This window comes from Bianquea renquensis, from assembly GCF_014384895.1.
Taxonomy (GTDB): domain Bacteria; phylum Bacillota; class Clostridia; order Lachnospirales; family Bianqueaceae; genus Bianquea; species Bianquea renquensis.
In genome coordinates this window covers 58109-85094 of the sequence record NZ_JACRSQ010000011.1, presented here as the reverse complement: position 1 = coordinate 85094, position 26986 = coordinate 58109, and the positions used below count along the sequence as shown (strand labels likewise).

Genomic DNA, 26986 nt, shown 5'->3' with positions numbered 1-26986 from the left:
TTAAAGTCTGTCATACAATTCAGCTAAATAATTTTCTTCTATCTTTCTGATTTTCTCTAATTTTTGTATAATATCGCATACGCTTTCATATGAAAATTCTCTCTTTAGAAATTGCTTTATCAGCTTATTAAAGATACAATCCGCATCATCCCTTACTTCTATCGCACTTTCTATATACGGGCTCAGATCTGCTTTCGCGTAACCCTTTCGTTGAACATATTGCCATCGGTCTGCCATCATTCTTTTATGTTCTTGCATACATTTATAGATCCTTGCATCGGGATACGCAGATGATTTATCAGCTTCATATTTCTCCCAAAATTCTTTTATATGATCGATGAAATATTCATACACTTGTAATCCATAGGCAAATGTTCCATTCATCTTTTGCCCAAAAAATTTATCATGCCAGTAGGTAAAATATGTATTTGTTTGTTCCGACTCTCCCTCAGAAAAATAGTATTTAAAATATCGCTCTGTAAGGGAACTGTCAAGGTAATCTCGGATCTGGTACTTTAGAATATCGGTACAGAAGCTCCATTTTACATCTTTTTGGGATAATAGGATGACATCTTCATTGCCAGCTGAATCAGAAAATAAATTGTCGACCCCCAATTCCATTTTATTTGATTCATACGGGGATAGAGCATCACGACTTAACATATTGTATCCTAAAAAATACAAATTGTTCTCATCGATTCCATGGAGTAAAACATTATGCGTATATTCGGAATTTATATCATGGGAATATCCCTGAAAATTAATATCCAAAAAAATATATTTTTTCTTCGAGAGGCACTCGTAAAAGATTTCTTTGTACAATTGAGAATCAAGATCTGACTTTTTTAAATATTCATATGAGAGAAAAGGCATTCCACCACGACTGTCGCCTGTGAGAATGCCGATTCTTTTATTCCCATAATATGCACTAATGCCACCATTTCTGTGGTACGCGGCATACCAATTAAAACATTGAGAATATAGCCAATCCTTCGGCTGACATATGGCAAAAGGGAATGATATGGTTGTATAATAGGTATATACTGGTTTGTTATAAGGAAGACATATTTCTCGCGCCATTACCTCACTCCTTAATCGCTTGTATTGTAACGCTTTATGCAGTCATTATATCATATTGCTTACTTTCGTTCTACTATTATTTCGAATAATATGTAAATTTTATCCTATATTTAAACCAAACACATTTTTACTTTACTCAATTTACGACAAAAACTAAACTTAGAATTGGGCGGGCGTTGTTGTCATATACTCTACGCAAACGCTTAAGAATCGATTTCTCTTAAGAGAAAAGGATCAAAAAAATTACAATGTAATGCTTTACATTTTCATCAGAGTATAGTATACTTAGTCCGAATTTCGACGTTTCTGTGAAACGTCAAATCCGAATGATCAGGAGGGAGTTATCATCATGGAAAAAGTATATGTGCAGACCTATTCTGTATGCGCGGAGCCGGAAAGTTTGCCGGAGAAGCTGGAGAAGCTTGCCAGCATTGGGTACAGCGGCGTCGAATTTGCCGGATACGGTGGATTGAACGCGAAAGAAATGAAAAAGGCACTGGCCGACGCCGGGTTGGTGTGTGTATCCTCCCACGTTGGAATGGACAACATCATCCAGGATCTGGAGTACTTAGCCGAGCTCGGCGCCAAAATGGTCGTCTGTCCTGGCTATCGTTTTGGCAACCGCGACGAAGCGCTGGGCTGCGCGGAACGGTTGAACAAATGCGGTGAGGAAGGTGCGAAATACGGAATCCGCGTGGGCTATCACAATCACATCAGCGAATTCTGGCAGGATGGCGGTCAATATCTCTTGGATTATGTTATCCAAAACACGGATCCTGAGAACGTCGGCTTTCAGCTTGACTGCGGGTGGGCCAGCGCTGCTGGAATTATCCCCCAGGATTACATCAATCAGTACCCGGGACGTCTTATGTCCGTCCACGTGAAGGAGAATAACGATGTCGTCGGCGCGGACAACCCAAATCCGGACCCCAACGCGGTTCCGCTTACGGAGGAGGAAAGGGCTGCCGAAAATGCCCGCCGCAATAGGCTCAATTGCCCCACCGGTCAAGGTATCGTGGATTGGAAACAGGTGAAGGCCGCCGCTGACGCCCAGGGCGTAACCACGTTCATCGTAGAGCGGGAGTGGAGCTACAATACACCACAAAATCGTTGGGAATGCCTGAAGGCGGACTGTGAATGGCTTAAGGCCAACCTGTAAACAATGGCATATGGGCGTTGCAACGGCGTAAGACAGCGTGAAAGGCAGAAATGCTTTTGACACTGTCTTTCTTTATATCAAGAATTACATCGCACGTTCGTCAAATAAAATCGTCTGTGGTAAACTGTGATCAGCAGCACTGCCATCGCTTGCCCAAAATCCGAACCGTTCCCTCTTCAAATCCACAGTTGCGACTATACTCTACCAGCGCCACCCCCTCGTCCAGCTGAACCGTAACCGTGTCCACATATGGCGTGGTATAGTACACCACCGCAAAGCGGTAGGTCGTCTCCCCAATCCACGCCCCAGCCATGGCCGCCTTTTCATAGACGCGAAGACCAATGGACGAAGTGTGGGGAGCCGCAGTGGAATGGCCATCCTTCCAACTGCCGTACCCTAGTTCACCCGTCAGCTCGTCGCCCTTTATTTTCAGACAGACCGTACTCTCTGCAAAATCGAATGCCATAGACTCCAATCCAACACAATTGTTCTCAAACTGAAAGGCCTCCCGCCCCGTATGGAGTGGCGACTGTGCGGCCCCCTCCGGAACCGGCAACTGCAAGGAAGCCAACGTATCGGTCAAGAGGGCCTGCTCCACTTCATTCTCCGGCAAGCCCTTCTCGGACTTTACTCCTGGAAGCAAGTGCTCCCAGATCCGTGTCAGAATCCCCCCCATATCTACGCTTCCCGATGTGATCGCAATGACCATATCCTGTTTCGGCATCACGATGCAGTACTGACCGTGGGCGCCATCGCCGCGAAATACCCCCTCCGGCTCACAGCGCCAGAATTGGTACCCGTACCCTTGCGACCAATCCCCCGGCCCCTCTCCATTTGCAATCTGCCAAGCGCTCGCCGCTTCAATCCATTTCGAATTTAATAGCTGCTTCCCTCCGTAAGCGCCCTTTTGCAGGAGGAAAGTACCAAATTTGGCGATATCCTCCGTCTTTATATTCAGCCCAAAGCCACCTGTATTGATTCCCCTAGGGCATGTCTCCCACCATATATCATGGATGTCCAGGGGATCAAACAAACGAGGCCGCAAATACTCACACACCGTCATGCCCGTACATTTTTGGACAATCGCGGAAAGCATATAGCTCGCGGGCGTGTTGTAGACGAATTGACTGCCTGGCTCCCTGTCCACATAGGACGACAGGAACGCATACACCCAATCCGACTCCTGATTATCTCGAAAGTTCCACGGCTCTCTGCTGTGCCCCGTGGCCATGGTCAGAAGGTGTCTAACTTTCATATGCCCCATGGTCTCACAGGGGGCGTATGGCAGGACATCCGGGAAAAAAGAGAGGACTGTATCCTCAAGGCTCAAAAGTCCTTCCTGCACCGCAAACCCTATGGCAGTCGAAGTAAAGCTCTTGCTCAGCGAAAACATGACATGATTTTCCTCCGGCCGGTAAGGCTTCCACCATCCTTGGGCAATACAGATATTGTAGCGCAAGATCATCACCGAATGAACCCCCAGTCGCGCCTCTTCCCACGAATTCAAAAGCCGAAGAATGGCACCGGCTTCGACGCCTGCCTCGCTTGGCTTCCCCATCCTCCATTCTCTCATTTCCAAATTCCTCCTTCTCAATCTGTGCTACAGAATACTGCCTCAGCCGGGCCAGCTGTTTTTCCTCTTCAATTTTGTCATATCCCATTACTTTTCATACTGCCACGGAACATAAGGAAGGATTCCCCATGTAATTTCATCAGCAGAATGAACCTCTGTATGTATCATTGAGCGGTGGTCGGCTGCTGTTGCCTTAATACATGGGAACTCCCTGCAATCTCTACACTCTGAAATTCCTTTCTTGGGCGCGCATTCCTTCGCAGGACAAGGGTCATCTTTACAATAACAATCCGCGCTATAACAGCCATTGCAGCGCATACTCCAGTCCGTGGAGCCCCACATTTTTGTCAAATACACTTCCATCATAGCCCGTTGTTCTTCGGTTGTCCCAGTATAGTGGACACATAAATCACAGCGCTGACCACATTTTGAATAAACGGCCGTTTCCTTAGGAAATGGCTTGCGGTTAGGTTTTTTCTTGATCTGTATGAGCCTTTTTATCTCTTCCAGTTGTTCCATAGTGGTTACATCAAGAAACATCCATTTTCCATCATGGTACGTTTTTGCGTTGTCGTAATACTTGCATATGGACTCTGAAAAACTATTCTTCTGCACTTCAAAGGATTCACGCTCTTTTTTTCCGAATATAAGTAAAAAGGTGAATCTGTCCTCGTGTATATAGATGGTAAGGATGGTCTTTTGCCCCTGCTTAAATTTTAGTTCATCTTTTCCATCCCCAATTTCATCTAAGCGGTATTTCCCACGCATAAACACCATGGTTTCATGACTGATTTTCTCAAGAGTATTCATAGCATCCCTCCACAAATTTTTAATCTGTACATCATAGACCAGAATGTTTTTGAAATTATGCACCGCGTAATAAAAAAATTATACATCCGTTTCGTCTAAAAATCAATCACTTGTTCACATAGCATCGCATTTTCATACCAAAAGTGCTGAAATATGGAAATGGGACATGGTTTTCATTATATCCCCCCTTGACAATGACGTTTATTTCTGCTAAACTATGATCTAATCAAACCTATGCGTGAGAAGAGTACTCTGAGAGGTTCCTTTCCAGGGAGTTGCCGATAGTGGGACGGCTGCATGCGAACACTTAGACGAATGGGCTTGCAAGGGCGGGATGAACGGCATGTATCGTGTGCTTAGTAGTACCTGACGGGATCTCCACCCGTTATCCTGGGAGCATATATTGTTGTATATGGAGCAAGAGGGCGAAGAAATTCGTCAATATGGGTGGTACCGCAGAAGCAGCAGGCTTTTGTCCCAGCAAACGCTGAGACAAGAGCCTTTTTAATCTTATCATGAAAGGAGATTTCATACAATGAAGACCGTCCCGCACCGTTTATATCTCACAGAAGAGCAGATGCCAAAGCAGTGGTACAATCTCCGCGCCGATATGAAAGAACTCCCGGATCCGCTTATCAATCCGGCGACCATGCAGCCAGCGACAGAGGCTGACCTCTACCCTGTTTTCTGTGAAAAATTGGCCCATCAGGAGATGGACAATGAAACCCGCTACATCGATATTCCCGAGGAAATCCAGGAGATGTATAAAATGTATCGCCCATCTCCCCTGATTCGCGCCTATAACCTGGAAAAAGCACTGGATACGCCGGCGCGCATCTACTACAAATTCGAGGGCAATAACACTTCTGGAAGCCATAAATTGAATTCCGCTATCGCTCAGGCCTATTATGCGAAAGAACAGGGAATGACCGGTTTAACAACGGAGACCGGCGCTGGTCAGTGGGGAACCGCCCTCTCCGAGGCCTGTTCCTATTTTGGGCTTGACCTGACGGTCTTTATGGTAAAAGCTTCTTATGAGCAAAAGCCCTATCGAAAGGCCATCATGCAGACCTTCGATGCAAACGTGATTCCAAGCCCCAGCGACACGACCAACGCCGGGCGCGCGATCCTGGCGGAACATCCAGATACAACCGGCAGTCTCGGCTGTGCCATCTCCGAGGCCGTTGAGAAAGCGGTCACAACTCCCGGATATCGCTATGTGTTAGGGTCTGTGCTGAATCAGGTTCTGCTGCACCAATCCATTATCGGACTGGAGAGCAAGATCGCCATGGAGCTGTTGGATGAGTACCCAGATGTCGTGATTGGGTGTGCCGGTGGCGGATCAAACCTTGGCGGACTGATCGCGCCTTTCATGCAGGATAAGCTGCTAGGTCGCGCCAATCCCCAAATCATCGCAGTGGAACCGGCATCCTGTCCCTCCCTGACCCGCGGCCGCTATGCCTATGATTTTTGTGATACGGGCAAGGTAACGCCCCTAGCCCGCATGTATACCCTGGGTTGCGGTTTCATCCCCTCGCCCAATCACGCAGGAGGATTGCGCTACCACGGCATGTCCCCAATTCTATCCAAACTGTACCACGATGGATACATGAGCGCCATCTCCGTAGAGCAGACGAAGGTCTTCGAGGCGGCTACCTTGTTTGCTAAGATGGAGACGATCCTGCCGGCACCTGAATCCTCCCACGCGATTTATGCCGCCATGGAAGAAGCGCGGCGCTGCAAAGAGACCGGCGAAGCCAAAACGATCCTGTTCGGCCTCACGGGGACCGGTTACTTTGACATGACCGCCTACACGGCATTTCACGATCACACCATGACAGACTATATCCCAACCGATGCGGATCTGGAAGTCGGATTCGCTGGCCTACCGAAGATTCCTGGGATTCAGGAATAAAATATAAAGTAAAAAGAAGGAGAGATTCTACAATGAAAACAATGCAAAAAACCATGTCCGCCCTGCTCGCCGTCCTCTTACTGGTGAGCGCTGTAACCGGCTGTAAGGCCAAGGAAAAGACCTATGAGGAAGATGGATTTTCGATTACTATGTCTGAAGGTTTCACCAAAAAGGACCTGGCGTCGGTTACCTACTACTATGAGAGCACAGACTCCCTGCTAACTGTCTTAAAAGAGGAATTTACCCTTTTAGAGTCCGTTGGAATCACAAAAGATTCGACATTAGACGAGTACATCGCAGCGGTTGAAGCCAACAACCAGACGGAATTCTCCGCTGCCAAGGATGGCAGCAATGGCAACTATAAGTATTTCACGTATACCAATACGGCCAATGGAAAAGATTTCTTTTATCTGGGAGCCATCTTTAAAGGCAGCGATGCGTTTTGGATGTGCACTTTCGCCTGTGAGCTTTCGAAGCAGGATAAATTTGAATCTCAATTCCTCAGCTGGGCTGATTCCATCGTCATCGACTGAGAAACTTCGCGTTCCGCGAACTTTTTAGAAAAAAAGGGACTGCCGCACCGCGGCAGCCCCTTTTTTAGTCTTCTAGAAATCCCATAAACACCCGATTGAATCGCTCCAATTCATCATAGAAAATACCGTGTCCACTGTTCTCAAAGGTAAAAAGCTGCGCACCTGGAATACATGCCTTCTGCACTAATCCCAGCTCATAGGGCACGATCTGATCTTTCTTGCCATGGAAAATACCTGTGGGAACCTTTGCCCATTCCAGGTCTGCACATCCATCCTCATCTCGCAGGGCATACGCCGTTTTGACAGTTCCAATCCCGGATGCCTCCAGAGCTAGATCGCGAAACCAATCCTTAATCGCGTCGCTATGAGGGCAGGCGAGCAATTGCCGGCTAAAGTCTTGCGCCTGCTGCGGGCGATCCGTCTGCGACAGTGCAATCAGAGATTCTACTGTCGATCGCGGAACACCATAGGGGAATCCTGGACAGCAAGTATAGCGCGGCGCAGCGGCGCCTAACAGTGCCAGCCGGCACACACCAAAGCCCTGATGGCGCCGCATATATCGGAGCACAATGGCGCCACCCATTGAAAAACCGACCAGGACGAATCGGCTCAACCGCAAAGCCTGGATAACCTGAAACACATCGTCGGATAGACGGTCATACTCATACCCACATGCCGGTGCGTCGGAACGCCCGAACCCCCTCAAATCCATGGTAACCACTCGATATCCTCTGTCCGCCAAAACTCTGGTCTGATACTCGTACATTGCAGCCGACAGAGGCCATCCATGAACCATCACCACCGTTTTCTTACAGGTTGGATTTAGATCATATACGGCGATTTTAACCCTGTGATCGACGGTAACATAATACATCAACACCAACTCCTTTTTTCTTAGTATATGAAAAAAGGAGACATAGGTGACAAGCCACAGCCAGCCTAGGGGAGCGGGACGTAAAACTTCCGGAATTTTCCCGGCGACACTCCATACTTATCCCGAAAGGCCCTATCAAAAGACTTTGTATCTGGGTATCCCACAGCCTCTGCAATCTGTGTCACCGTTAGCGCACGATCTTTTAAAAGTTTGATGCTGGCATTCATCCGGTACTGAATCAGGTATTGATAAGGCGAGAGACCAACGGATTTTTTAAAAAGGCGGGTAAAGTACTGTGGATTGTATCCTGACAGACCGCTCAGATCATCCACATGTATGGGTTCCCGTATGTGCTCCGCTATGTACAGAAGAACCTTCGAAATTTCAAACGCCGGCTGCCTAAGAATTCCGTTTTCTTGCAAATACGCCTCGAACACATCGGACAACATAGACACTAGCTTCGTCTGCCCTGATACAATGGCGGCGCGAAGGGCCGGAAAAAGTCCCTGCAAGACTCCATCTGCGGAAAAAGGAATGGAAATCAGCTCCTGAACCAGCGTCGGGAATAAATCTAAGTGTAGATACGTACAGACCAGTGGGTCTTCAGGATTGTGATGCATCTGGAAGCAGGAGGCGGATGGGAATAGGTACACGTGATTATGTCGCAACCTTTGGGATGTCCTGTCATCTTCATACCAAACTTCGCCGCCCTGAACCCAATACACTCTTGAGAAGCCCGGGGCAATCTTTTCCTCCACACCCCAGCCGCGCTGTACCTGCCCATCTCCAAAGTCCAGTACCATCCGCTCCCCTCCCAACAAAGAAACTCCTGTCCCTTTTATTGTACCTCGTTTTCACAAAAAGTCAAGATTTGCGTATTGAATCACAGTATATGCCCTATCCATCTACGATTTTCGCATAGTATAATAAAGACACTCTAAAATAAGTGGAGGTGTCTGCTATGTATCTCTCGAAACAGGACCGAGATGTGCTCCGGCAGTTAGGTTCCCGCTATATGGAAATTGCGGTCTTGCCAGTACAAAAAGAAAAAATTAGCCTTTGGAAATCTTTAAATCGAGGCGCCATGCAGCGCCCTATGGTCGTCATCGACCAACATCCTTGGAATGAACTCAACATAACTGGCGCTCTGACCTGTCAAGTCCAAGATCCCTACTGGCGCGGAGTGGAGGGGCAACTGCGAAAAACGATTTATGCCTGGGATCACTTTCCTGTCGATATGGTTGTGGACCCGTTTATTGCCATCCCTCCCTCCATGACCAATTCCGGCTATGGCATTAACTCCGTCACCACCTTTTTGGCTAAAGAAGAGGGAAGTGTGGCGTCACAGCATTTTGAGAATGTTCTCAAGGATTGGGAAGACATTGAAAAAATCCAGCCGATGCGATTGACCTACAACTCCCATCAAACCGTGCAGTATCTTGAAGAAGCAAAAGAAATTTTTAAGGGGATCGCGCCCGTTCGCGTCAGGGGTATGCAATTTCACCTTGGCGTCTGGGATACTATCTCCATGCTCATGGGCGTGGAAACCATCTATTATGAATTGCTAGACCGCCCTGAATTTTTTCACGCCATCATGGAGCGCTTTACCTCGTCCGTCCTATCAGGAATCGAGCAGGCCAACGCGCTTGGATTGCACGGGGATACTCTCAATACCTGTCACTGCTCTTACATCTATACGGACGAGCTTCTCCCCGACAGCGGCGCAGGCAAGGGGCCCTATTCGCAAAACTGCTGGGCTTTTGGGATGGCACAGCTCTTCTCCTCGGTTTCCCCTGATATGACAGAGGAATTTGAACTCCCCTACATTACGAGAATGGCCGAGGCCTTTGGCATGATCTATTATGGCTGCTGCGACCGGCTCGATGACCGGCTGGATATTATCAAGCGCATTCCCCATCTCAAAAAAGTCTCGTGCAGTCCCTGGAGCCACGTGGAGGCCTTTGCAGAAAAGATCGGGCCCAGCCTCGTAATGTCCAACAAGCCGAATCCTGCCTACGTGGCCACCGATGATTTCGACTGTGACCTTGTGCGGCAGGATCTTCAAAGGACCTATGACGCCGCGAAGCGGAACCATGTGAATCTGGAATTCATTTTAAAGGATATCTCTACTGTGCGCCATGAACCCGAGCGACTCCGCCAGTGGGCGGAAATTGCCATGGAAGTGGTGTGCCAGTAAAGCTATAGGCTGACTGTTTTCTACGCCATTCCCTCCGTGTGTGGTGGCTGCGGGCTTACTCACAGTCAACACCATTAAACTCCACAACCCATACAAAAAAAGCTGCTGCACCCATGGGAGTTTCCCACAAGTGCAACAGCACGCTACCGCTCTTACCGTGTAGCCAGAACAGAGGCCTCATACCCCTTCACATCTTTCAGCCAGTCAAGACCTACGCCCGCATTTTTCTCAGCGCAGTAATAATCCCAAACCAGGCTAAAGGCTGAGGCTCTAAACTCTTGAGCCATAGCAAGGCGCGCAGTGACATCACCGTCAGCCTCCGCTTTCTTCATCAGGTCAACTGGCTGCAACAGGGCCGCCAGCATAGCCTTTCTCGTATTGCGCAGGCCGATGATCCACGCCGCGATGCGGTTGATGGAGGCATCAAAGAAATCCGTGGCGATGTAGGTATCTTGCAGCTTTCCAAGACGGACCAGCTCCTCCATGATGGTCTTTGTCTCGTCATCGATGGCCACCACGTGATCTGAATCCCAGCGGACGGGGCGGGATACATGCAAAAGAAGGGAATCAGAAAATGCAAAGATCGCGCCCAGCTTGGCCGATACCACCTCCGTGGGGTGGAAATGACCTGTGTCCAGCGTCAAAATAATATGATCCCTCTTCTTCGACATAACATACCCCATGCAAAACTCATGGGAGCCCACCGTATAGCTCTCGGCACCGATGCCAAAAACTTTCGACTCGATACCATCGACGACTCCCTGAACATCCTCGGTCGCCTCAAAAATCTGGTCATAGCTGTCCTTCATTCGCAACCTCGGGCTAAGGGTGTCAATGGGAAATTCCTTGTCGCCGTCGGGCGTCCAATGATTGATCACACAGGGTTTCCCTGTCCTCTGATAGAAGTAGTCTCCGACCCTGCGGCAGCGAATGCCATGTTCAATCCAAAATCTCCGTACATCCTCGTCGGCGGCAGACAGCGTTCCATTATCGCTCTTGGGATGAGAGAAATATGTAGGATTAAAATCCAACCCGATTCCCTTCTCGACAGCCCAATCCGCCCACTTTTCAAAATGTTTCGGCTCAATCTCATTGCGGTCCACAAAGGTATCCGCTTCCAAGTAGCTGGCATGGAGATTGACCTTCTTCACACCAGGAATATACTGCATCGCAAATTCCATATCAGCGCGAAGCTCCTCCGCCGTCCTCGCCTTGCCTGGATAATCGCCCGTGGCCTGAATCCCGCCGGTCAAGCCCCCCTCCTTCTTCTCAAAACCTCCCACATCATCGCCCTGCCAGCAATGCATGGAAAGCGGTATGCTGTCGCAGATCGCCATAGCGCCCTCCACATCGACGCCATACTGGGCAAAGATCTCCTTTGCGACCTCAAAGCCCTTTTTCACATCATACATCGTGTCACTCCACCTTTCTGTAAAGATTTCTTATGGTCAGTATACTCGATCTAAAAAAAGAAAACAACGACGCTATTTTATATTATAAGCGTCGTTATTTTCCATCATCCCTTGATTCCGTTTTGAAAACGCCTGCGATACTCCTTGGGACTCATGCCATATGCCTCCTTAAAAATACGGTGAAAATAACTCGTATTATCATATCCAACAGCATATATGATATTGGTGACGGGCAGATTCGTATCCCGCAGATAGGCCCCGGCTCGGTCCAGGCGGACGCGCTGTAGCAGCTCTTTGAAGGTATGACCGCTGCCATTCTTGATCATTTTGCTCAGAGTCGACAAAGGCTGATGAAGAGTCGACGCTATCTCCGAGAGCCGCGCCGTCTGATACTGGGTCTCAACGTACTCCAGCACTCGCGCCATCATATGATTATCCTGTTGCTGGGCATAGCCCTGTTCCACCTTATCGGCGTAATTCGCCAACTGCAAAAATAATAGCCCCACCGTTGTCTGATTGATCTGCTGGTCATGGGGTTGCCTGTGCACGATAGACCATACCAGGTTCTCCACCAAATTCTGAACCGGCAGCACATCCGCCACCTTAAAATGAAGAAACCCACCGCTTCCATCATCCCGATACAGCGCGCTGATGAAAAACCCGTACAGCATGGTCTCGGGCCCGAGCATCCGCAACGCCCCGTCCAGAAATTCTGGCAGTATGATAAAGTTGACCCCAATATCGGACCTTGACGCGGGGAGAATTTCATGGGAGGATCGCTGATTCAACATGAGCAGATCCCCCTGTTCCAAGGTTACCTGGATTCCTCCATTGATCACATGGTGGGTGCTGCCCCTGCACATATACATGATCTCCACATAATTGTGGGTATGCGCTGGAAAAGGCGTAAACCGGGTATGAGGCCGTATATCGATGAGCTTTCCTTTTCCCAGCATCTTCTTGCTGTCCACGATAAAAGCCTTACCGCTGGTGTACAGTTCCTTTTCAATTTCCTTGGCCCCGTTTAGGATTTTTTGCTCTTCCGGCGTCACAGGCTCAAGAAGAGCCATCAGCTCCCCATTCATCCTCTCACCCCGGATTCTTCTCGCTCTCTTTCCCTTTGGGCAAGCCCTTCGCCTTCCGCTTCCTCCGCAGTGCGCCCAGGACGAACAGCACCGTTGTCAGAATGACTAGGATTACAGCGGCGATGGTGATCCACCGATAACTTCTGGCAAGGAAAAATCCCCATTGGGATGGAGCGTACAATAGGTTTTCCCCGAATACCGCCATCTGCGCATAGACCGCAAAACACACCGTCACAATGGTGATTGCCAGTAGAATCCCTTTAACGATTTTCATTTTGCCGCTTCCTCCTTTTGACGCCGCGGATAAAAAGAATCAAATACAGGACAAGGAGCACGAGAAACACTGCCCCGCCAATAATCCAATACATGGCGTGCCCCCCCTGTACCGTGCGGGTGATAACCGCTGTATACTGCGTTTCATTGCCAGCCGCGTCCTTCGCCATAAGCGTCACTTGATTTTCCCCGAGAGATAGGTCACAGCGAATATTGAAATATCCTTTGATCATGGAAATTTCCTGTCCGTTGAGCGAGAGCTGCGCGCCTTGCTCCGAATGTCCCTCCAGATAGAGATACGAATCCGATGTCTTGAGTCCATCGAGATTGCGCTGTATGGAAAGCTGAGGTGGGACCGTGTCGACTTGCAGGTTCTTCACATACGAGTGCAGATTGCCCGCGTCATCCTTCAAATAAAACACGATGGCGTTATCGCCTTCCTTCATATCCACACGGTACTCGCCCGCCTCTGTACTTCCGTCTACCAGGAGTTCCCCATTCAGCGCCGCGCTGACCTCATAGGCGCCAGAAAACTCCACTTTGACCATAAGTGTCCGCGAGTTGATCACATCTTCCTCCGGATAGACGACAGTGGCGTCGGGTTCCGCGCTTCGCTTAACCGGGTATGTCTGATACTTTCCTGTTCCCCGGTCATATACCGCAACTCCTGCCAGCACTTCATCGTACTGGTCCGGCAATGTCCAGAGATAGAGGGTCTCTCCCTCCACCGTATCATCCTGGATCAATCCATGGGTGGTTCCATCGAAGATCATCACGCGGTAGGCCGTATTCTCCTCCACCTCGTCCCATTGGAGCATTACATCGCCATCCAACATGCAAGCCCGCACATTGGAGAGCTCTCCCGGGGCATTGTCCCGAACCCAGGAAACTGCGCCATCTGCGTATTTTTTAGTAAAGATTCCCGAGTCCGATGAGACGCGCAGATATAGGAAATATTCACCTGTGTCCATTCGGTCCAGTTGAATCTCCCGCTCCCCTTCCGCGGCTTCCGTGAAGGAGGCAATCTCCTCCCCGTCAAATCCGTCTGCGTCCGTATCAGCAAATACCTGAAACCGCAGGCTCTCCGGACAATCCAATACTTTCCAGGAGACATAGAATGCGCCGCTGCGATTCACAACTTGAAATTCTTGGATCTCCATACTACCCGGCAACTCACCGCCGTCCACTTGAACCTTGCCCAACGCTTCCCCAGTAATCGCTACCTGCCATGTACCGGCAGCTGCGGCGCCAACATTGAAGACAATCAACCCCTCGCCCGAGACTGCCTCTGGGGTCTCCTCCGTGCTATAGACGACGCCATCCGGTGACGTTATCTCCACTTGCGCTTCCTGGTCCGTATTTTCCCAAACGATTTGAAATACATAGTTTTCCGCTCCCTCGCCAACGTTGATCTCCACGGTCTCCGTCTTGGCCATGGCAGCGGCCGGAAAGCAACTCGCCGCCAGAAGCAGTATCACAATACAGGATAGGATTTTTTTCATGCTAACCTCCCAAAAGACCTCCATCAGAAATTGACCTCCTGATGGACTCGGCCGAAGAGCGTCACCCCGCTGTCTTTATCGTACCAATAGCGGGCATATTGGGCGCCATTTCGCAGCACGACTTCGATCAGCCTAGTTTCATTGTACTCATTTTTCTCGATGTTAAACTCGGCCCTCACATCGCCATCCCAGTTGGTATGTGTCCAGGAGCAGCTCAAATGCGCATCGCCGGCAAACCAGATACTGCTGGAAGAGGTCGTCGCTTTGGCGCCCAGATCCACGCCGCCAGCTAAGGAAAGGCCAAAGGCGGAAACATCCAGATTGACCCCGCCAGCTATGCGAAACCCTGGCTTCCCAAGGCTAATCTCCGCGTTGGCGACTTTTTGCTGAAAGATGGCCAGGTCCGCCTTGGCATAGAACTCCAGCTGGCTGCAATTGAATCCGATCTCTCCATCCTGAATCGCCCCCAGCTCTCCCCACCGGGATATCTCCTCAGATGCCGGAAGGTTTAAGCTCTTGAACAGATTGACGTCGGCTTCCAACAATCCCGCCAAAATGACATCTTTCTTCGAAACCTCATCCAGGTTGATATCCGTTCCCAAAACCTTCTGCATCTGCGAGCTAAGCCCCTGGGCCCACATAATTAAGGTACTCAACCCCTCAGCCTTGCCGCCGATCTTATCAATATAGATGACCTTGTAGATGGGGATGCCCGGATTTAAATTGGCGTTGAAGACAACCGTGTCGGGATACCAGTAGTAGGACCCGAGAGAGGCCTCAAATCCTTCCACCCCCGCGCCACCTAAGCCAGGCACAATGTGCGAGAAATCAATACTTCCGCCGACCTTCCAGTACTCCTGATCCGCATCTAAGGTGTTAAATTTGATGCTAAAATCACGAATTCCAAAAAATCCAAATTGAATGGCGTCATTGACTTTTAACTTGACTTCGCCTCCCACTCGAATATCATCGGCGGAAAGGGCCATCGACAGATTGCCTTCGATCCCCTTAAATCCAAAAGCTTCTTCCTTAGAAGTATACGGTTTTGCCGCTTCACTGGGCGCGGCCGCCCCGCCGGATAAAGCCTGCTTGACCGTATCCACGATGTCCCCCACATCCAGCGTCGATGCATCGACCTGTAGCCGGTCCGCGTACAGCGTACACTTTGCCACCTCAATTTTCGCCATATTGGGGATCGTAACGTCAAAGTCATACACGGTATCCGTAAATTCCGTCTCCGTCCCATTCACATCCATGGAGAATAGACCGTTTCGAACGATGTAGTCCTTGCCATTCATCACCAACTCGGCAAAGGTATTGGAGCCCAGCTTCTGAAGGTCCCCGCCGGATTCCCCCACAGCTTTCGCCTGCTGATAGCTGATATACAGCTTTCCATTCCCCTCCAGCTTTCCATTCTCCCCTAGATAAGGAGAATTTCCGCTGTTGATATCGAAGTTATCTGGCAGAGAATCGGCCACAATATTCAAATCCCCATCACTGTGGATAAAACCATTGATGCTAACGTTTCCGGAGGCCACAAACGTATTGTCCTCCACCTGTCCAATGGTGTCCGCTAGGATGGTCACCGTGCCCAACCGCACAGATTTTGATACCCCAGCGCGAAAGACTCGAAATGTATCCGTCTTCATATCCACACGCCCATCAGGGAGGGTAACGCGCACCGGGTACCGTCCTACCGGCAACGATCCCGTTATGGTCCCTTCCGCCGTGTTGGCGTCCAGGACTCTCAGATTATCCACCACCAGGTCCCCCACGCTGATGTGCAGTCCCTCCACAAAACCAGCACCCTTGACGACAATCTTGACACCTCGCTGTAGCTCTTGGGCGGATACGCCGCCGGGGGCCACAGAAAACACCGCCAGTTCGCCGCTTTCCGCCAGCCCAATTCCTTCTTCCAGCTCTGTCTCATCTACGGGATCACCCGAAATGCGGTAGGTTTTGCTGGCAGAGGTCTGATAGGTTGGAATGCTCAAGATCAGAGTACGGGGATCCGTCTCAGGGTTCTGCGTCACCGTATATTCAAAGCAATAGTTATTCACGATATATTTTTGAAGCGTCCGATAAATATCCGAAAGCTCTGTGGAATTATCCGCATAGATGAATTTTCCACCTGTGCTCTCGGCAATATTTCGCATGTACTCGCTGTTGATGTCACCAAATCCAACGGCGAAAATCACCACGTCCTCCTGCTTCGCTCGTTCAATGGCGGCGTTCATCGCCTCCTCACTGTTCCCATCCTGGCCGTCGGTGAGCAAAATAATCGCGCGGGTTCCGCCGGCGCTGGCCAGTGTCTCAATCCCGGCCTGGATACCCCCAGAAATATTGGTACCGCCCCCGTCGCCGATCTCCCGAACGCCGCTGGTCAGCGTGGCCGTGGATGACGTAAGAGGAACATCCACCGTCGCGCCATCGTTGTAGGAGACGATGGCTATTTTCTGGGAGGAGGTATCCATATTGTTGATGCATTCCTCCGCAGCCAGCTTGGCGTCGTTGATGGGAGTTCCCGACATACTTCCGCTCTTATCCATCACGATGGCGATGGCGATCTCGCGGTCCATTTCCGATGTAATCAAGGAAAAATCTTGGATTTGGTACTGGGTATCGATCAACTCAAAATCCTTCTCGCTGAAATCGCTGACAAGCCCAAACATCTTTTCTTTCGTCCCGTTGACATTGGCGTAGGCGCGGATCGTTGGGTACTGCGAGGTGTCGATTTTGCCGATATGTACGAAGATACGATCGTATTTAAGAGTTGATGTGATATAGTTGGAAAGCTCCCCATTGATATTGCCTTCCGCTACGGTTATAACGCCCTGGCTCTCCGCCACCACCAATTTATTGACGGAGCTGCTCAGCAGAGGGCTGGTCTCATCCTGTCCCAGCTGGTTGTACGCGTCCACCACATCCAACAGCGGCTTTTTGATGGGGGAGTCCTCCCGAATTTCATTATTTCGGTCAATCACCTTATGGATGTAACTTCGCGCCGTTTCCCGGTCATCCAGCGCTATATACAGTTTGGCAAGCTGGATGTCGAAAAGACCCGTATCATCCCCGAGCAGAGGCTTCTTTGCCAGCAGATAGTTGACCGCGCGGCTTATGTCTATCCGAGCTGCCTGATCCCGCAAGTCCTGGGCTTGGTTGAGCAACTCATCTCGCTTGTCCGCCTCGAAGTCGCCAAAGACCTCATACTCTGCCGCCTGCTCTTCCAGCGACTCCGCTTTTTTGAACAGGCTCTTGACTTCCTCGTCCTCCATCTGTTCCGCCGTCAAGCCCCGCTCCGCTGCTGTCTGAGCGATCACATCCGTAAACACCACATAGTTTTCTGCGCACCGCTCCTCCCGAAGCAGGCGATATGCACAATCCCGCGCTTTGTCGTACTGCTTGCTGTACATATAATACTTGGCGCCAAGCCGCAGGATATCTGGATCTTTCGGATAGCTTTCGATCATCCCATCAACCGAAGCGCTGTCCAGCTGCGACAGTTCACTGGAATTGATCATGCGGTCCAGCTCATATACATTGTGGTAGTGAAGCTTTTGCTCCTCGCTGAATCCAAGAGTTTCAAAACAGGCGCTGACCTCCTGCTCGATCTCCAACAGCGCCTCCTCTGCTGTTATGGTCTCCACCGCAGCCATATCATCGCTTTCCAGCGAGATTCCCACCAACGGCAGTTCATTCTTTGCCCCCTCGCCCTCGGAAATGCCGAGAATCTCTGAGGCAATGTTGCGCACAGCCTCCACACTGCCCATGAGGGATTGGTCTACCTGCTGGCTTTCCATAATCTGTGTTGCGGCAAAATACGCCGCTATGTAGTCTCCCTGTACGGCGTCAGCTAAGAGAGCCACCACCTGATCATGCCCCTTCGCGTCACCTGCACACAAATCAGCCTTTTTGGAGGCGTTCAGTCCATCTCCAGTCTGGAGATACCGGTACGCCAAATATAAATTCAAATCATTTTCACTCTTTGTCCGCAAGGTGGATCGAAGTCCCAAAAACCCGCTCAATCCCATTGCCCCTATCAATGCGATGAGCAGACACCAGTGCACCCAAGTGCGGCCTATCTTTAACATTTTATGTCCTACAATATCGACCAGGACAAACAGCAAAAAAATGCCGCAAACTAGTAGCCATAGCGGAATACTCATTCTCACATCCCCTTTCCCTAATCCTTTAAAATTATTCTATCACTCCTCCCAAAAATATGCAAGATCAACCCTTCAAAAAGGCGATTTCCCTTGAAAAGGATGCGCCACCCCTTGACTTTTGACTCATTTTCGTTTATGTTAATATATTAAATTGAGACACTTTTCTTTGAATACGAGGAGGTATACAGTATGCCTGGTTTCGCAACGCATGATTTATTGGGCAGGGAAGTCTACCGCGCCCTCCAAGACCCATCCCTGCGGTGCTGTATTCGCCGCCACACCGCTTCGTACCGCCTAGGCCTTCAAGGCCCAGATTTATTTTACTATAACTTGCCACTCTTGCAGATGCACGATTGCCGCAATATCGGCTCTTTCATGCACAAACACGATACAAACCGATTCTTCGCGTGCGCAGAGCGTGTCCTATGGGCTTTGCCCGCCGGGCGTGAGCAGGATAGCTGCCGCGCCTATCTGATGGGATTTTTATGTCATTATGCCCTGGACAGCCTATGCCATCCCTTCGTCTACGGCCGCACTGGCTTTGATCCCAATGGTGTAGATAAATACTATTACAGCCGCCACGCGGAATTAGAAAATGCCATCGATCAAAGTTTACTGGCTTATTTCCGGGCTGCGCGCGTGCTGGACTTGCATGAGGAAGCCGTATTCTCGCTGCCGAAGGTTGACCGTCTCGCCGTATCAAAGTTTATGAGTGCCAGCTGTCGAGAAGCGTTCGGCCGATACTTCAGGTGCGGCTCCTTCTTCATTACCCCCGGATTCCTGCGGCTCACCATCGACCTCGGCCGTGTCAGCTGCCGTCTCCTTCGGGACCCAAAAAAGCGAAAATACCGATTCCTGTATAGGGTCGAATCGGTATTCTCTTTATCTCACCTGGCTTCCGACAAGCTGACGTTGGAATATCCCAGGCGGTTTGCTGATTGCCTGAACTTGCGCCGCCGTCCTTGGAAAAACCCCTGGGACGCATCCCTACACTGTGATACGTTTCTGGATTTGTTTCGACAGGCTGTAAAGTTGAGTCTTACCCTCTTGACAAGCTTAAACACGGACTCTTTTCTCTCCGTTGTCGGCAATCGCTCTTACCACAGCGGGCTGCCGCTGTGATCACGGAAGAGGGATGGCCTCCGCAGTCTCCATCCTAAACTTTACGCTTCGATTAAATTGCCGGATTCGAATATCAATTTCTTTGTCCCCGGTACATTCATAATAGAATAAGGAGTAATCTTGCGCTTCCTCGCCGTCGCGAAACCGGATGGTCACCCTCGATTTTGAAAGCCAGCCCCCCATGCTGATGGAGGCGTCCACATCATAATGTCCATCATTTCGATAGATGAGATATTGGGTTTGCACTGCATCCCCTTCCTTGGATACAGCTTTCAGAACATAGATCCCTTCCCCCGCCCCGTCACAGCCGTCTATCCAGCTTCGGATCTGCTGGTTTTCAAGGCTTGGATCGTCGAGGGACATGGTGGCGGACACGCTCTGGCTCACTCCTCCAGCCGAGTACGCGCTGACCCCCACCACCAGGAGAATGCAAAATAGGGTTGGAGCGATGATGACCAGGGCCAACAATTTTTTGATCCCCGTGTCGGTCTTGGCGCGAACCGACATGCTCTCCCGCTGCTCCGGCGGGATCGGCTCCCCACAGTTGGGACAGACGCTCCAATCCTGTTCCAGAGGAAAATCACATTTTCGGCAGTGATCTTTCAGCGGAACCCCACAGCGCGGACAGACGGCAAAGCGCTCCTGCACCGGTGCGCTGCACTGGGGACAGTGCAGCGCAGAGTGTTCGCTGCGGACAACTAAATATATGATTAGCCCGATAAAGCCAGGTGCAAAAATGGCGACCAATGTCCAGAGCGCCGCATTCATTGACCGGTTCTTCGCATCCCGATAGACATAAATTCCGATTGCAATGGGCAGCATCACCATGAGCACCAGCAAAATAATGGGAATCAGCACGATCGGTCACTCCTCTCCAGCCGTTCTGAGCCTTCCAAATTATACAATTTCATTCGAGGCACGCTCCTTTTTTATAAAATACAATCGAGATTACACCATTCCCCACAATGGTCACGTAGGCCACAAGGATGCTTACAACCGCAAGGGCCATGGACTCTGGCGCGATGCAGAATGCAAATAGGATATAGCAAAGGCTTACAAGGACGGCCGCGATCCGCAGAATCAGCGTCTGCCTACATAAGTCCCGGTGTTTTAACCGCTCCCGCAGCATTTTTTCATTCAGCTCCGGCGGCTGTTTCTCCTCAAAATTGTAAATCATTGGCATCGCTCAATTCCTCCTTCAACACTCGCTTCGCCTTATGCAGCCTTGATTTCACCGTGCCCGGCGGAATATGTAGCGCCATGGCGGTCTCTTTTTCACTGAATCCGTGAAAATAGTACAGGATGACCGTAGTTCTCAGTTTTTCCGGCAGCCGGTCCACCGCCTCACGGACGTAGCTGTAATCGGGCGCTCTCTCCTCTGGCACGCTCTCCATCGCCCGCTCTTTCTCCTCACCGCTGGCAAAGGCCCCTTCAATGGGACACCTCTTCCTGCGACGAAACACGTCCCGATAGGCATTCACACAAATCCCGGTCAGCCAGGCTTCAAAAGGGCGAGCGGCGTCGTATTTCTCAATTTTCCGCAGAACCTTGAGCCATGTTTCCTGGTAAAGGTCCTCCGCGTCATAGGTATTGGCACAAAGAGTCAGACATAGACCGTACAATCTTGTTCCGTATTGCGCAATATATTGATTGATCACTCCGCGCGCCTCCTCACCTTTTTGTGCTCATATACAGATACGAATGAGTGCACCAAAAGGTTCATTTTTTTAGCGTTTTTTTCTCTTGTTTTTATAGAATCCAACGTTTATAATAAGGCCATCCCCATTGGATTTGTGTCTCCGCGTTGCTTGACACAACTTCCTATCTGTAGAATCCACCTGCCGGCGGATTTCCTACTAATACATAAGCAGCGCAGAAATGGAGATCAATATGACCATCGCATATGTTCTACATCAGAGCTTGTATTTAAATATAACAAACCGTTGCCCTTGTTCCTGTACCTTCTGTCTCCGTCAAAACGGCGATAGCGTAGGTGGCTGTGATTCCCTCTGGTTGGAGCACGAGCCATCGCTTGAAGAGATCGTGGAGGCTCTGGGCTCCTACAAGTTGGACTCCTACCAGGAAATTGTCTTTTGTGGATATGGCGAGCCTACCGAACGATTGGATGTCCTGCTTAAGGTTGCCGCCCACTGCAAATCCCAGGGGAATCCCCCTGTCCGAATCAACACAAATGGGCTCTCTGACCTAATCTGGCAGAGAGAGACTGCCCCTCTTCTGGCAGGCTTGGTGGATATGGTATCCATCAGCTTGAACGCCTCAACAAAGGAGCGGTATCTGGAGTTGACCCGCAGCAAGTTCGGCCTTCCCTCCTATGACGCTATGCTCCACTTTGCAGCGCAATGTAAGCGCTATGTGCCCAAAGTTGTCTTTACCATTGTTGACGTTGTGACATCAGCTCAAGAGCAGGAGGCGTGCCGTCGGGTGTGTGAGAGAGTAGGCGTGCCGCTCCGGATCCGCCCCTATGAATCCTGACCCATAGCACTCAGCCATTGATACAAAAAGTTTGCGTTCCGCAAACTTATCTAGGTCCGCCTCACGGCGGACTTTCCTATAGGATAAGATATGCCACAGAACGAGGAATCATTCTGTGGCATATGGTATTTTCATTGAGATTGGATTTTCAGTCCAGGCATTACACTTCCGGAATTTCCAGCGTAATCTCATGGTTGAGAGCCGCCGATCTCGCAATTCCGTCGATGATGGCCTGGTTATAGATGATCTGGCTGGTGGGAACCGGCGCTTCGGTGCCGTTTTTCACTGCATCCAGGAAAGAGCGAATCTTCTTGTCAAACAGGCCGGGGCCTCGATTTTCGATAATGGGAATTGTGGTCTGAACCTGGCTTCCCGCTACGTCGTGATAGATGGTCATGGGGCCGCCGACACTGCCATTCCAGCAATCAGTGGACGGAATCCGAAGGCTACCTTTTTTACCCATGATAATCGTATCGCCCGGCGTGTCAAGATGCATAGCCCACGCAATACGGAAGTCCAGGATAATGCCGCCCTCCAACCGGATAAAGGCCGCAGCAAAATCATCTACATCAAAGCGATTGGCGTCTTCCGGCGGATAATACTCTGTGCTCGTTCCAAAGAAGTTGGAAGTATACGCAGAAACCGTCAAGGGTTTGGGATATCCGATGGCGTTGAGGACCATGTCCAGAGAGTAGCATCCGATGTCACCGAGGGCGCCAATACCTGCGGTTCTCTTTTCGATGAAGGTACTGCCGGGAATACCGCGCCGACGGCCGCCGCCAGTCTGGATATAATAGATCTCGCCCAGCGCTCCGGATTCCACGATCTTTTTGACCATCTTCATGTTCTCGTCAAGACGGGGCTGGAAACCGATGGACAGAATTTTTCCGCTCTTCTTCTCCGCCTTCATGATCTCAATACCCTCTTCCAGGGTTACGCACATGGGCTTTTCAAGAAGGACGTTGACTCCCTTGTTCAGCGCGTCGATGGTACACTCCGCATGGGTCGCGTTGTATGTGCATACGCTGACGGCATCCAACTCTTCCGCATCCAGCATGGATTTGTGGTCCGGATATAACCGAACATTTTCAACCCCATACCGCTTGAAAAATTTCTCCGCTTTCCCGTCGATCAGATCGGCTCCCGCCACAATCTCTACATCGGGCATTCTAAGGTAGCTTTCAATATGAGCCTCCGCAATCCAGCCCGTGCCGATAATTCCGACCTTTAATTTTTTACCGCAACAGCACTCCTCACTATCGTTATGTTCCGTTGGTTTGAACTGACCTAATACTGCATCACCAGTTGTTGCCATTCTCGTTCCTCCTTATGTCTAATTCTCGTTCCGAAAAATGTAATCCTTTACATCAAGCCTATTATACTGAAATTCTTCTTGAAGCACAATGGTCTAGTTGCACAAATACCCCTTTTCCTTTTTAGTGAATATGCCCATAAAATGGAACCGGCGGGCATTAGCCCCCGTTCTTCCCATTATAGAAGCCGTTCGCCATCTTTTTAGGGGCTGTCGGGAAAAGGATCGTCCTGCCCCTATATATATTTGGAAGACTGCTCGCCGACGGGCATTTTTCATTCCATTTCTCCGTCGGCATGATCGTTTTGGCGGTGGCGGGGAGGAATTTGTCTCCGTGTGTCCGCTAGCCGCTGTCGTTCTTCGCTTTGCCGGCGTGCATTTTTAATGTCGTTTCTCCGACGGCGGGATCGTTTTGACGGTGACGGCAGGGAATTTGCCACCTTTTGCCCGCTGGCGGTGCCGTTCTTCGCCTTGCCGGCGGGCATTTTTTATTCCATTTCTCCGACGGCGGGATCGTTTTGACGATGGCGGCGAGGAATTTGTCTCCGTGTGCCCGCTGGTCGCTGCTGTTGCTCGCCTCGCCGGCGTGCATTTTTAAACCCGTTTTACCGCTGGCGTGATCGTTTTGACGATGGCGGCGAGGAATTTGTCTCCGTGTGCCCGCTGGTCGCTGCCGTTGCTCGCCTCGCCGGCGTGCATTTTTAATCCCGTTTCTCCGACGGCTTGATCGTTTTGGCGGTGGCGGAGAGGAATTTGTCTCCGTGTGCCCGCTGGTCGCTGCCGTTGCTCGCCTCGCCGGCGTGCATTTTTAATCCCGTTTCTCCGACGGCGGGATCGTTTTGACGGTGGCGGGGAGGAATTTGCCGCCGTGTGCCCGCTGGTCGCTGCCGTTGCTCGCCTCGCCGGCGTGCATTTTTAATCCCGTTTCTCCGCCGGCGGGATCGTTTTGGCGGTGGCGGAGAGGAATTTGTCTCCGTGTGCCCGCTGGTCGCTACCGTTGCTCGCCTCGCCAGCGTGCATTTTTTATTCTGTTTCTCCGCCGGCTAGGTCGTTTTGACGGTGGCGGGGAGGAATTTGTCTCCGTGTGCCCGCTGGTCGCTGCCGTTGCTCGCCTCGCCGGCGTGCATTTTTAATCCCGTTTCTCCGCCGGCGGGATCGTTTTGACGATGGCGGGGAAGAATTTGTCTCCGTGTGCCCGCTGGTCGCTGCCGTTGCTCGCCTCGCCGGCGTGCATTTTTAATCCCGTTTCTCCGCCGGCATGATCGTTTTGACTGTGACGGCAGGGAATTTGCCGCCTTTTGCCCGCTGGCCCCTACTGTTCTTCATCGTGCCGGCGTGCATTTTTTATTCTGTTTCTCCGCCGGCGCGATCGTTTCGACGGTGACGGCAGGGAATTTGCCACCTTTTGCCCGCTGGCCCCTACTGTTCTTCATCGTGCCGGCGTGCATTTTTAATCCCGTTTCTCCGCCGGCTTGGTCGTTTTGGCGGAGGCGGAGAGGAATTTGTTTCCGTGTGCCCGCTAGCCGCTGTCGTTGCTCACCTCGCCGGCGTGCATTTTTAATCCCGTTTCTCCGCCGGCGCGATCGTCTTGACGGTGGCGGGGAGGAATTTGTCTCCGTGTGCCCGCTGGCCTCTGCCCTTCTTCATCATACCGGCGTGCATTTTTAATCTCGTTTCTCCGCCGGCTTGGTCGTTTCGAATCTGCCGGCGGTGAATTTGCCACCTTTTACCACGCTGGCCGCTGCCGTTCTTTGCCTCGCCGGCGTGCATTTTTAATCCCGTTTCTCCGCCGGCGCGATCGTCTTGACGGTGGCGGGGAGGAATTTGCCGCCTTTTGCCCGCTGGCCCATGCCGTTCTTCATCGTGCCGGCGTGCATTTTTAATCTCATTTCACCGACGGCGCGATCGTCTTGACGGTGGCGGGGAGGAATTTGTCTCCGTGTGCCCGCTGGCCGCTGCCCTTCTTCATCATACCGGCGTGCATTTTTAATCTCGTTTCTCCGCCAGCTTGGTCGTTTCGAATCTGCCGGCGTGCAAAAAGGGGGCTGTCGCTGAACTACGTTTTCAGCGACAGCCCCTTGATTCCTTACTTCCGCACAATAACCTGACTCCGCAGCTCATCCCACACTGCGGGATCCTCCAGACCCAACCGCCAAATGCCCACGCCCTTGATTCCAAACTCATCCGCAATCCGAATCTTGGCCAACAGACTCTCGGCGTTTTCAAACCACACCTCATGTTCCTGGCCATTGGACGCTGTGTACCGGAAAGTAGGTGTCTGACTCTCTTCATCGAATCGGATGGTGGCGCCGTACTCTTGAGCCAAAGCCATTGCCTGCTCATAGCTCACATAGCGCGGACGATCTGTCACCAAATTGAAGTCAAACCCAAATACCGACACTGCAGCCATGATCTTGGCTGGGTCCACGCGCTCCACGGCGTAGGTTAGAACTTGGCGCATCCACCCGGCTGATACGACGGGCCCTGGCCCCGATCCAGGCCAGCCGTGTTCATTGTATAGCATCACAACAAATTCATCCACCGCCACGCCTATGGCGCTGTAGTTAAACGGGTCGGAAAAGGGATTGTAGTCCTCATCCCGAATGCGGGATGGCACGGAGACCGACAAAAATTTTCCGTTTTCCCGCAGCGCTTCCCCAAGCTCCTGATAAAAGACGGACAGCAGCTCTTCGTCGCTCTCGTACACATCCTCCAGGTCCATATTGACCCCGTCGAAGTTGAACCGATCCACTAGGTTGATGATCTGCGTGATAAAGCTTTGCCGATTTTCCTCTGACGACAGCATCGTGTTGACGACCTCATAGGAGATGGTCACATCGCCATACAATAGGTTATGGATCACTGGCATGACGCGAACGTTATTTTGATGGCCGATCTCTGTCAGCAACACCACGTCCTGATCCCTAAGTCCCAATTCCGGCGAGATCTCCAGCGGACTTTCAGGATTCAGGCGATAAAAGAACAGGCCTGCCTCCGACAATGCATCAATATTCTCTGTATACGACGCATAAGAAGAGGGAAGCTCCCGGCTCTCCTCCAAGGTATAGAATCCGAGGATGCTCGCAATGGGCTGCGTGCCATCATAGGCCTCCAGCTGGGCATCATCCCGCAATAGCCATCCAATATGATTCAAATACGTTACCTGATAAAACTCCTCCACGACTCCCAGTACCTGAAGGTGCGTTCCCGCGCGGACCCTTCCCCACTCTTCCGATTCCTGCACCGGCTGTTGATAGATTGGAACTTCTTCGTACAGCACCGTCGCCTGTAAATAGGCTGGAATTCGGAGTTGCTGCCCCACCTGGATCTGGGAAGGATTCTCCAGGTCATTGAGTATCACGATTCCCTCTACTGGCACGTCGAACTTCTGTGCTATGTTGTAGACTGTATCGCCCGGCTGGACTACATATATGGTTTGCGCCACAGGCTCATCATCCTCTCACAATTTCTTCTTTTGCT

24 protein-coding genes are annotated in these 26986 nt (G+C 50.8%); 6 read left to right on the top strand and 18 right to left on the bottom strand.

Going from position 1 to position 26986, the window contains the following annotated elements; all coding sequences use genetic code 11:
* On the bottom strand, window positions 1–1080 hold the full coding sequence (locus tag H8730_RS08955; RefSeq protein WP_177717941.1) for a hypothetical protein: 1080 nt from the start codon (window positions 1078–1080) through the stop codon (window positions 1–3).
* Between the two features lie 349 nt (window positions 1081–1429).
* Between H8730_RS08955 and H8730_RS08950 the strand changes: the two genes are divergently transcribed.
* Window positions 1430–2239 carry a sugar phosphate isomerase/epimerase family protein gene (locus tag H8730_RS08950; protein ID WP_177717944.1) on the top strand — a complete coding sequence of 270 codons (810 nt, stop codon included), beginning with the start codon at window positions 1430–1432 and terminating at the stop codon, window positions 2237–2239.
* Window positions 2240–2369: 130 nt separating this feature from the next.
* Here the strand turns inward: H8730_RS08950 and H8730_RS08945 are convergent, their stop codons facing one another.
* Both H8730_RS08945 and H8730_RS08940 read right to left on the bottom strand, forming a co-directional pair.
* Complete coding sequence (locus H8730_RS08945) at window positions 2370–3812, bottom strand: serine hydrolase domain-containing protein (RefSeq protein ID WP_177717946.1); 1443 nt, start codon at window positions 3810–3812, stop codon at window positions 2370–2372.
* A gap of 87 nt (window positions 3813–3899) precedes the next feature.
* Window positions 3900–4622, bottom strand: a complete 723-nt coding sequence (locus H8730_RS08940; RefSeq protein WP_177717949.1) for a DUF3788 domain-containing protein — start codon at window positions 4620–4622, stop codon at window positions 3900–3902.
* Between the two features lie 535 nt (window positions 4623–5157).
* On the opposite strand from H8730_RS08940, the gene H8730_RS08935 reads away from it, so the two are divergent.
* Window positions 5158–6537 (top strand): TrpB-like pyridoxal phosphate-dependent enzyme, encoded by a 1380-nt coding sequence (locus H8730_RS08935; RefSeq protein ID WP_177717951.1) that lies wholly within the window; start codon window positions 5158–5160, stop codon window positions 6535–6537.
* A 32-nt stretch (window positions 6538–6569) separates the two neighbouring features.
* A complete protein-coding gene (locus H8730_RS08930) occupies window positions 6570–7070 on the top strand; it encodes a hypothetical protein (RefSeq protein ID WP_249289741.1) in 501 nt (166 codons plus the stop codon).
* A 64-nt stretch (window positions 7071–7134) separates the two neighbouring features.
* Here the strand turns inward: H8730_RS08930 and H8730_RS08925 are convergent, their stop codons facing one another.
* Window positions 7135–7944, bottom strand: a complete 810-nt coding sequence (locus H8730_RS08925) for an alpha/beta fold hydrolase (protein WP_177717955.1) — start codon at window positions 7942–7944, stop codon at window positions 7135–7137.
* A 65-nt stretch (window positions 7945–8009) separates the two neighbouring features.
* Complete coding sequence (locus H8730_RS08920) at window positions 8010–8747, bottom strand: helix-turn-helix transcriptional regulator (protein ID WP_249289740.1); 738 nt, start codon at window positions 8745–8747, stop codon at window positions 8010–8012.
* Window positions 8748–8905: 158 nt separating this feature from the next.
* Here H8730_RS08920 and H8730_RS08915 point away from each other — a divergent pair, with 158 nt between their 5' ends.
* Window positions 8906–10141, top strand: a complete 1236-nt coding sequence (locus H8730_RS08915) for a uroporphyrinogen decarboxylase/cobalamine-independent methonine synthase family protein (RefSeq protein ID WP_249289739.1) — start codon at window positions 8906–8908, stop codon at window positions 10139–10141.
* Between the two features lie 152 nt (window positions 10142–10293).
* Here the strand turns inward: H8730_RS08915 and H8730_RS08910 are convergent, their stop codons facing one another.
* The 5 genes from H8730_RS08910 to H8730_RS08890 all read right to left on the bottom strand — a co-directional run bounded on the left by H8730_RS08910 (window position 10294) and on the right by H8730_RS08890 (window position 18579).
* On the bottom strand, window positions 10294–11553 hold the full coding sequence (locus H8730_RS08910; RefSeq protein WP_249289738.1) for an L-rhamnose isomerase: 1260 nt from the start codon (window positions 11551–11553) through the stop codon (window positions 10294–10296).
* 104 nt (window positions 11554–11657) lie between these two features.
* Window positions 11658–12638 carry an AraC family transcriptional regulator gene (locus H8730_RS08905; RefSeq protein ID WP_177717963.1) on the bottom strand — a complete coding sequence of 327 codons (981 nt, stop codon included), beginning with the start codon at window positions 12636–12638 and terminating at the stop codon, window positions 11658–11660.
* 4 nt (window positions 12639–12642) lie between these two features.
* Complete coding sequence (locus H8730_RS08900; RefSeq protein WP_249289737.1) at window positions 12643–12912, bottom strand: hypothetical protein; 270 nt, start codon at window positions 12910–12912, stop codon at window positions 12643–12645.
* Entirely contained in the window at window positions 12899–14413 is a 1515-nt protein-coding gene (locus H8730_RS08895; protein ID WP_249289736.1) for a hypothetical protein, read from the bottom strand. Before H8730_RS08895 ends, H8730_RS08900 begins: the two co-directional genes overlap by 14 nt.
* A 23-nt stretch (window positions 14414–14436) precedes the next feature.
* Window positions 14437–18579 carry a VWA domain-containing protein gene (locus tag H8730_RS08890; protein ID WP_249289735.1) on the bottom strand — a complete coding sequence of 1381 codons (4143 nt, stop codon included), beginning with the start codon at window positions 18577–18579 and terminating at the stop codon, window positions 14437–14439.
* A gap of 189 nt (window positions 18580–18768) precedes the next feature.
* Between H8730_RS08890 and H8730_RS08885 the strand changes: the two genes are divergently transcribed.
* Window positions 18769–19701, top strand: coding sequence for a zinc dependent phospholipase C family protein (locus H8730_RS08885; protein WP_249289734.1), 933 nt, complete (start codon window positions 18769–18771; stop codon window positions 19699–19701).
* Here H8730_RS08885 and H8730_RS08880 read toward each other — a convergent pair whose 3' ends face one another.
* Genes H8730_RS08880 through H8730_RS08870 form a run of 3 tightly spaced genes read right to left on the bottom strand, consistent with a single transcriptional unit; the run spans window position 19702 to window position 21359 of the window.
* Entirely contained in the window at window positions 19702–20559 is an 858-nt protein-coding gene (locus H8730_RS08880) for a double zinc ribbon domain-containing protein (protein ID WP_177717974.1), read from the bottom strand.
* 49 nt (window positions 20560–20608) lie between these two features.
* Window positions 20609–20884 (bottom strand): hypothetical protein, encoded by a 276-nt coding sequence (locus H8730_RS08875; protein WP_177717976.1) that lies wholly within the window; start codon window positions 20882–20884, stop codon window positions 20609–20611.
* The gene (locus H8730_RS08870; RefSeq protein ID WP_177717978.1) at window positions 20862–21359 is read right to left on the bottom strand and encodes a sigma-70 family RNA polymerase sigma factor; all 498 of its coding nucleotides are present in this window, start codon (window positions 21357–21359) and stop codon (window positions 20862–20864) included. Before H8730_RS08870 ends, H8730_RS08875 begins: the two co-directional genes overlap by 23 nt.
* A gap of 232 nt (window positions 21360–21591) precedes the next feature.
* Between H8730_RS08870 and H8730_RS08865 the strand changes: the two genes are divergently transcribed.
* Entirely contained in the window at window positions 21592–22194 is a 603-nt protein-coding gene (locus H8730_RS08865; protein ID WP_177717980.1) for a TIGR04100 family radical SAM protein, read from the top strand.
* A gap of 160 nt (window positions 22195–22354) precedes the next feature.
* On the opposite strand, the gene H8730_RS08860 is transcribed toward H8730_RS08865, so the two are convergent.
* The 5 genes from H8730_RS08860 to H8730_RS17885 all read right to left on the bottom strand — a co-directional run bounded on the left by H8730_RS08860 (window position 22355) and on the right by H8730_RS17885 (window position 26951).
* A complete protein-coding gene (locus H8730_RS08860; RefSeq protein WP_177717982.1) occupies window positions 22355–23509 on the bottom strand; it encodes a Gfo/Idh/MocA family protein in 1155 nt (384 codons plus the stop codon).
* Between the two features lie 340 nt (window positions 23510–23849).
* Entirely contained in the window at window positions 23850–24098 is a 249-nt protein-coding gene (locus tag H8730_RS08855) for a hypothetical protein (protein WP_249289733.1), read from the bottom strand.
* 730 nt (window positions 24099–24828) lie between these two features.
* Window positions 24829–24954 carry a hypothetical protein gene (locus H8730_RS17640; RefSeq protein WP_283243923.1) on the bottom strand — a complete coding sequence of 42 codons (126 nt, stop codon included), beginning with the start codon at window positions 24952–24954 and terminating at the stop codon, window positions 24829–24831.
* A 109-nt stretch (window positions 24955–25063) separates the two neighbouring features.
* Window positions 25064–25276: a hypothetical protein gene (locus H8730_RS08850; RefSeq protein ID WP_249289732.1), complete on the bottom strand. Its 213-nt coding sequence runs from the start codon at window positions 25274–25276 to the stop codon at window positions 25064–25066.
* A 316-nt stretch (window positions 25277–25592) separates the two neighbouring features.
* Window positions 25593–26951, bottom strand: coding sequence for a glycosyl hydrolase family 18 protein (locus tag H8730_RS17885; RefSeq protein WP_177717465.1), 1359 nt, complete (start codon window positions 26949–26951; stop codon window positions 25593–25595).
* Window positions 26952–26986: the final 35 nt, after the last annotated feature.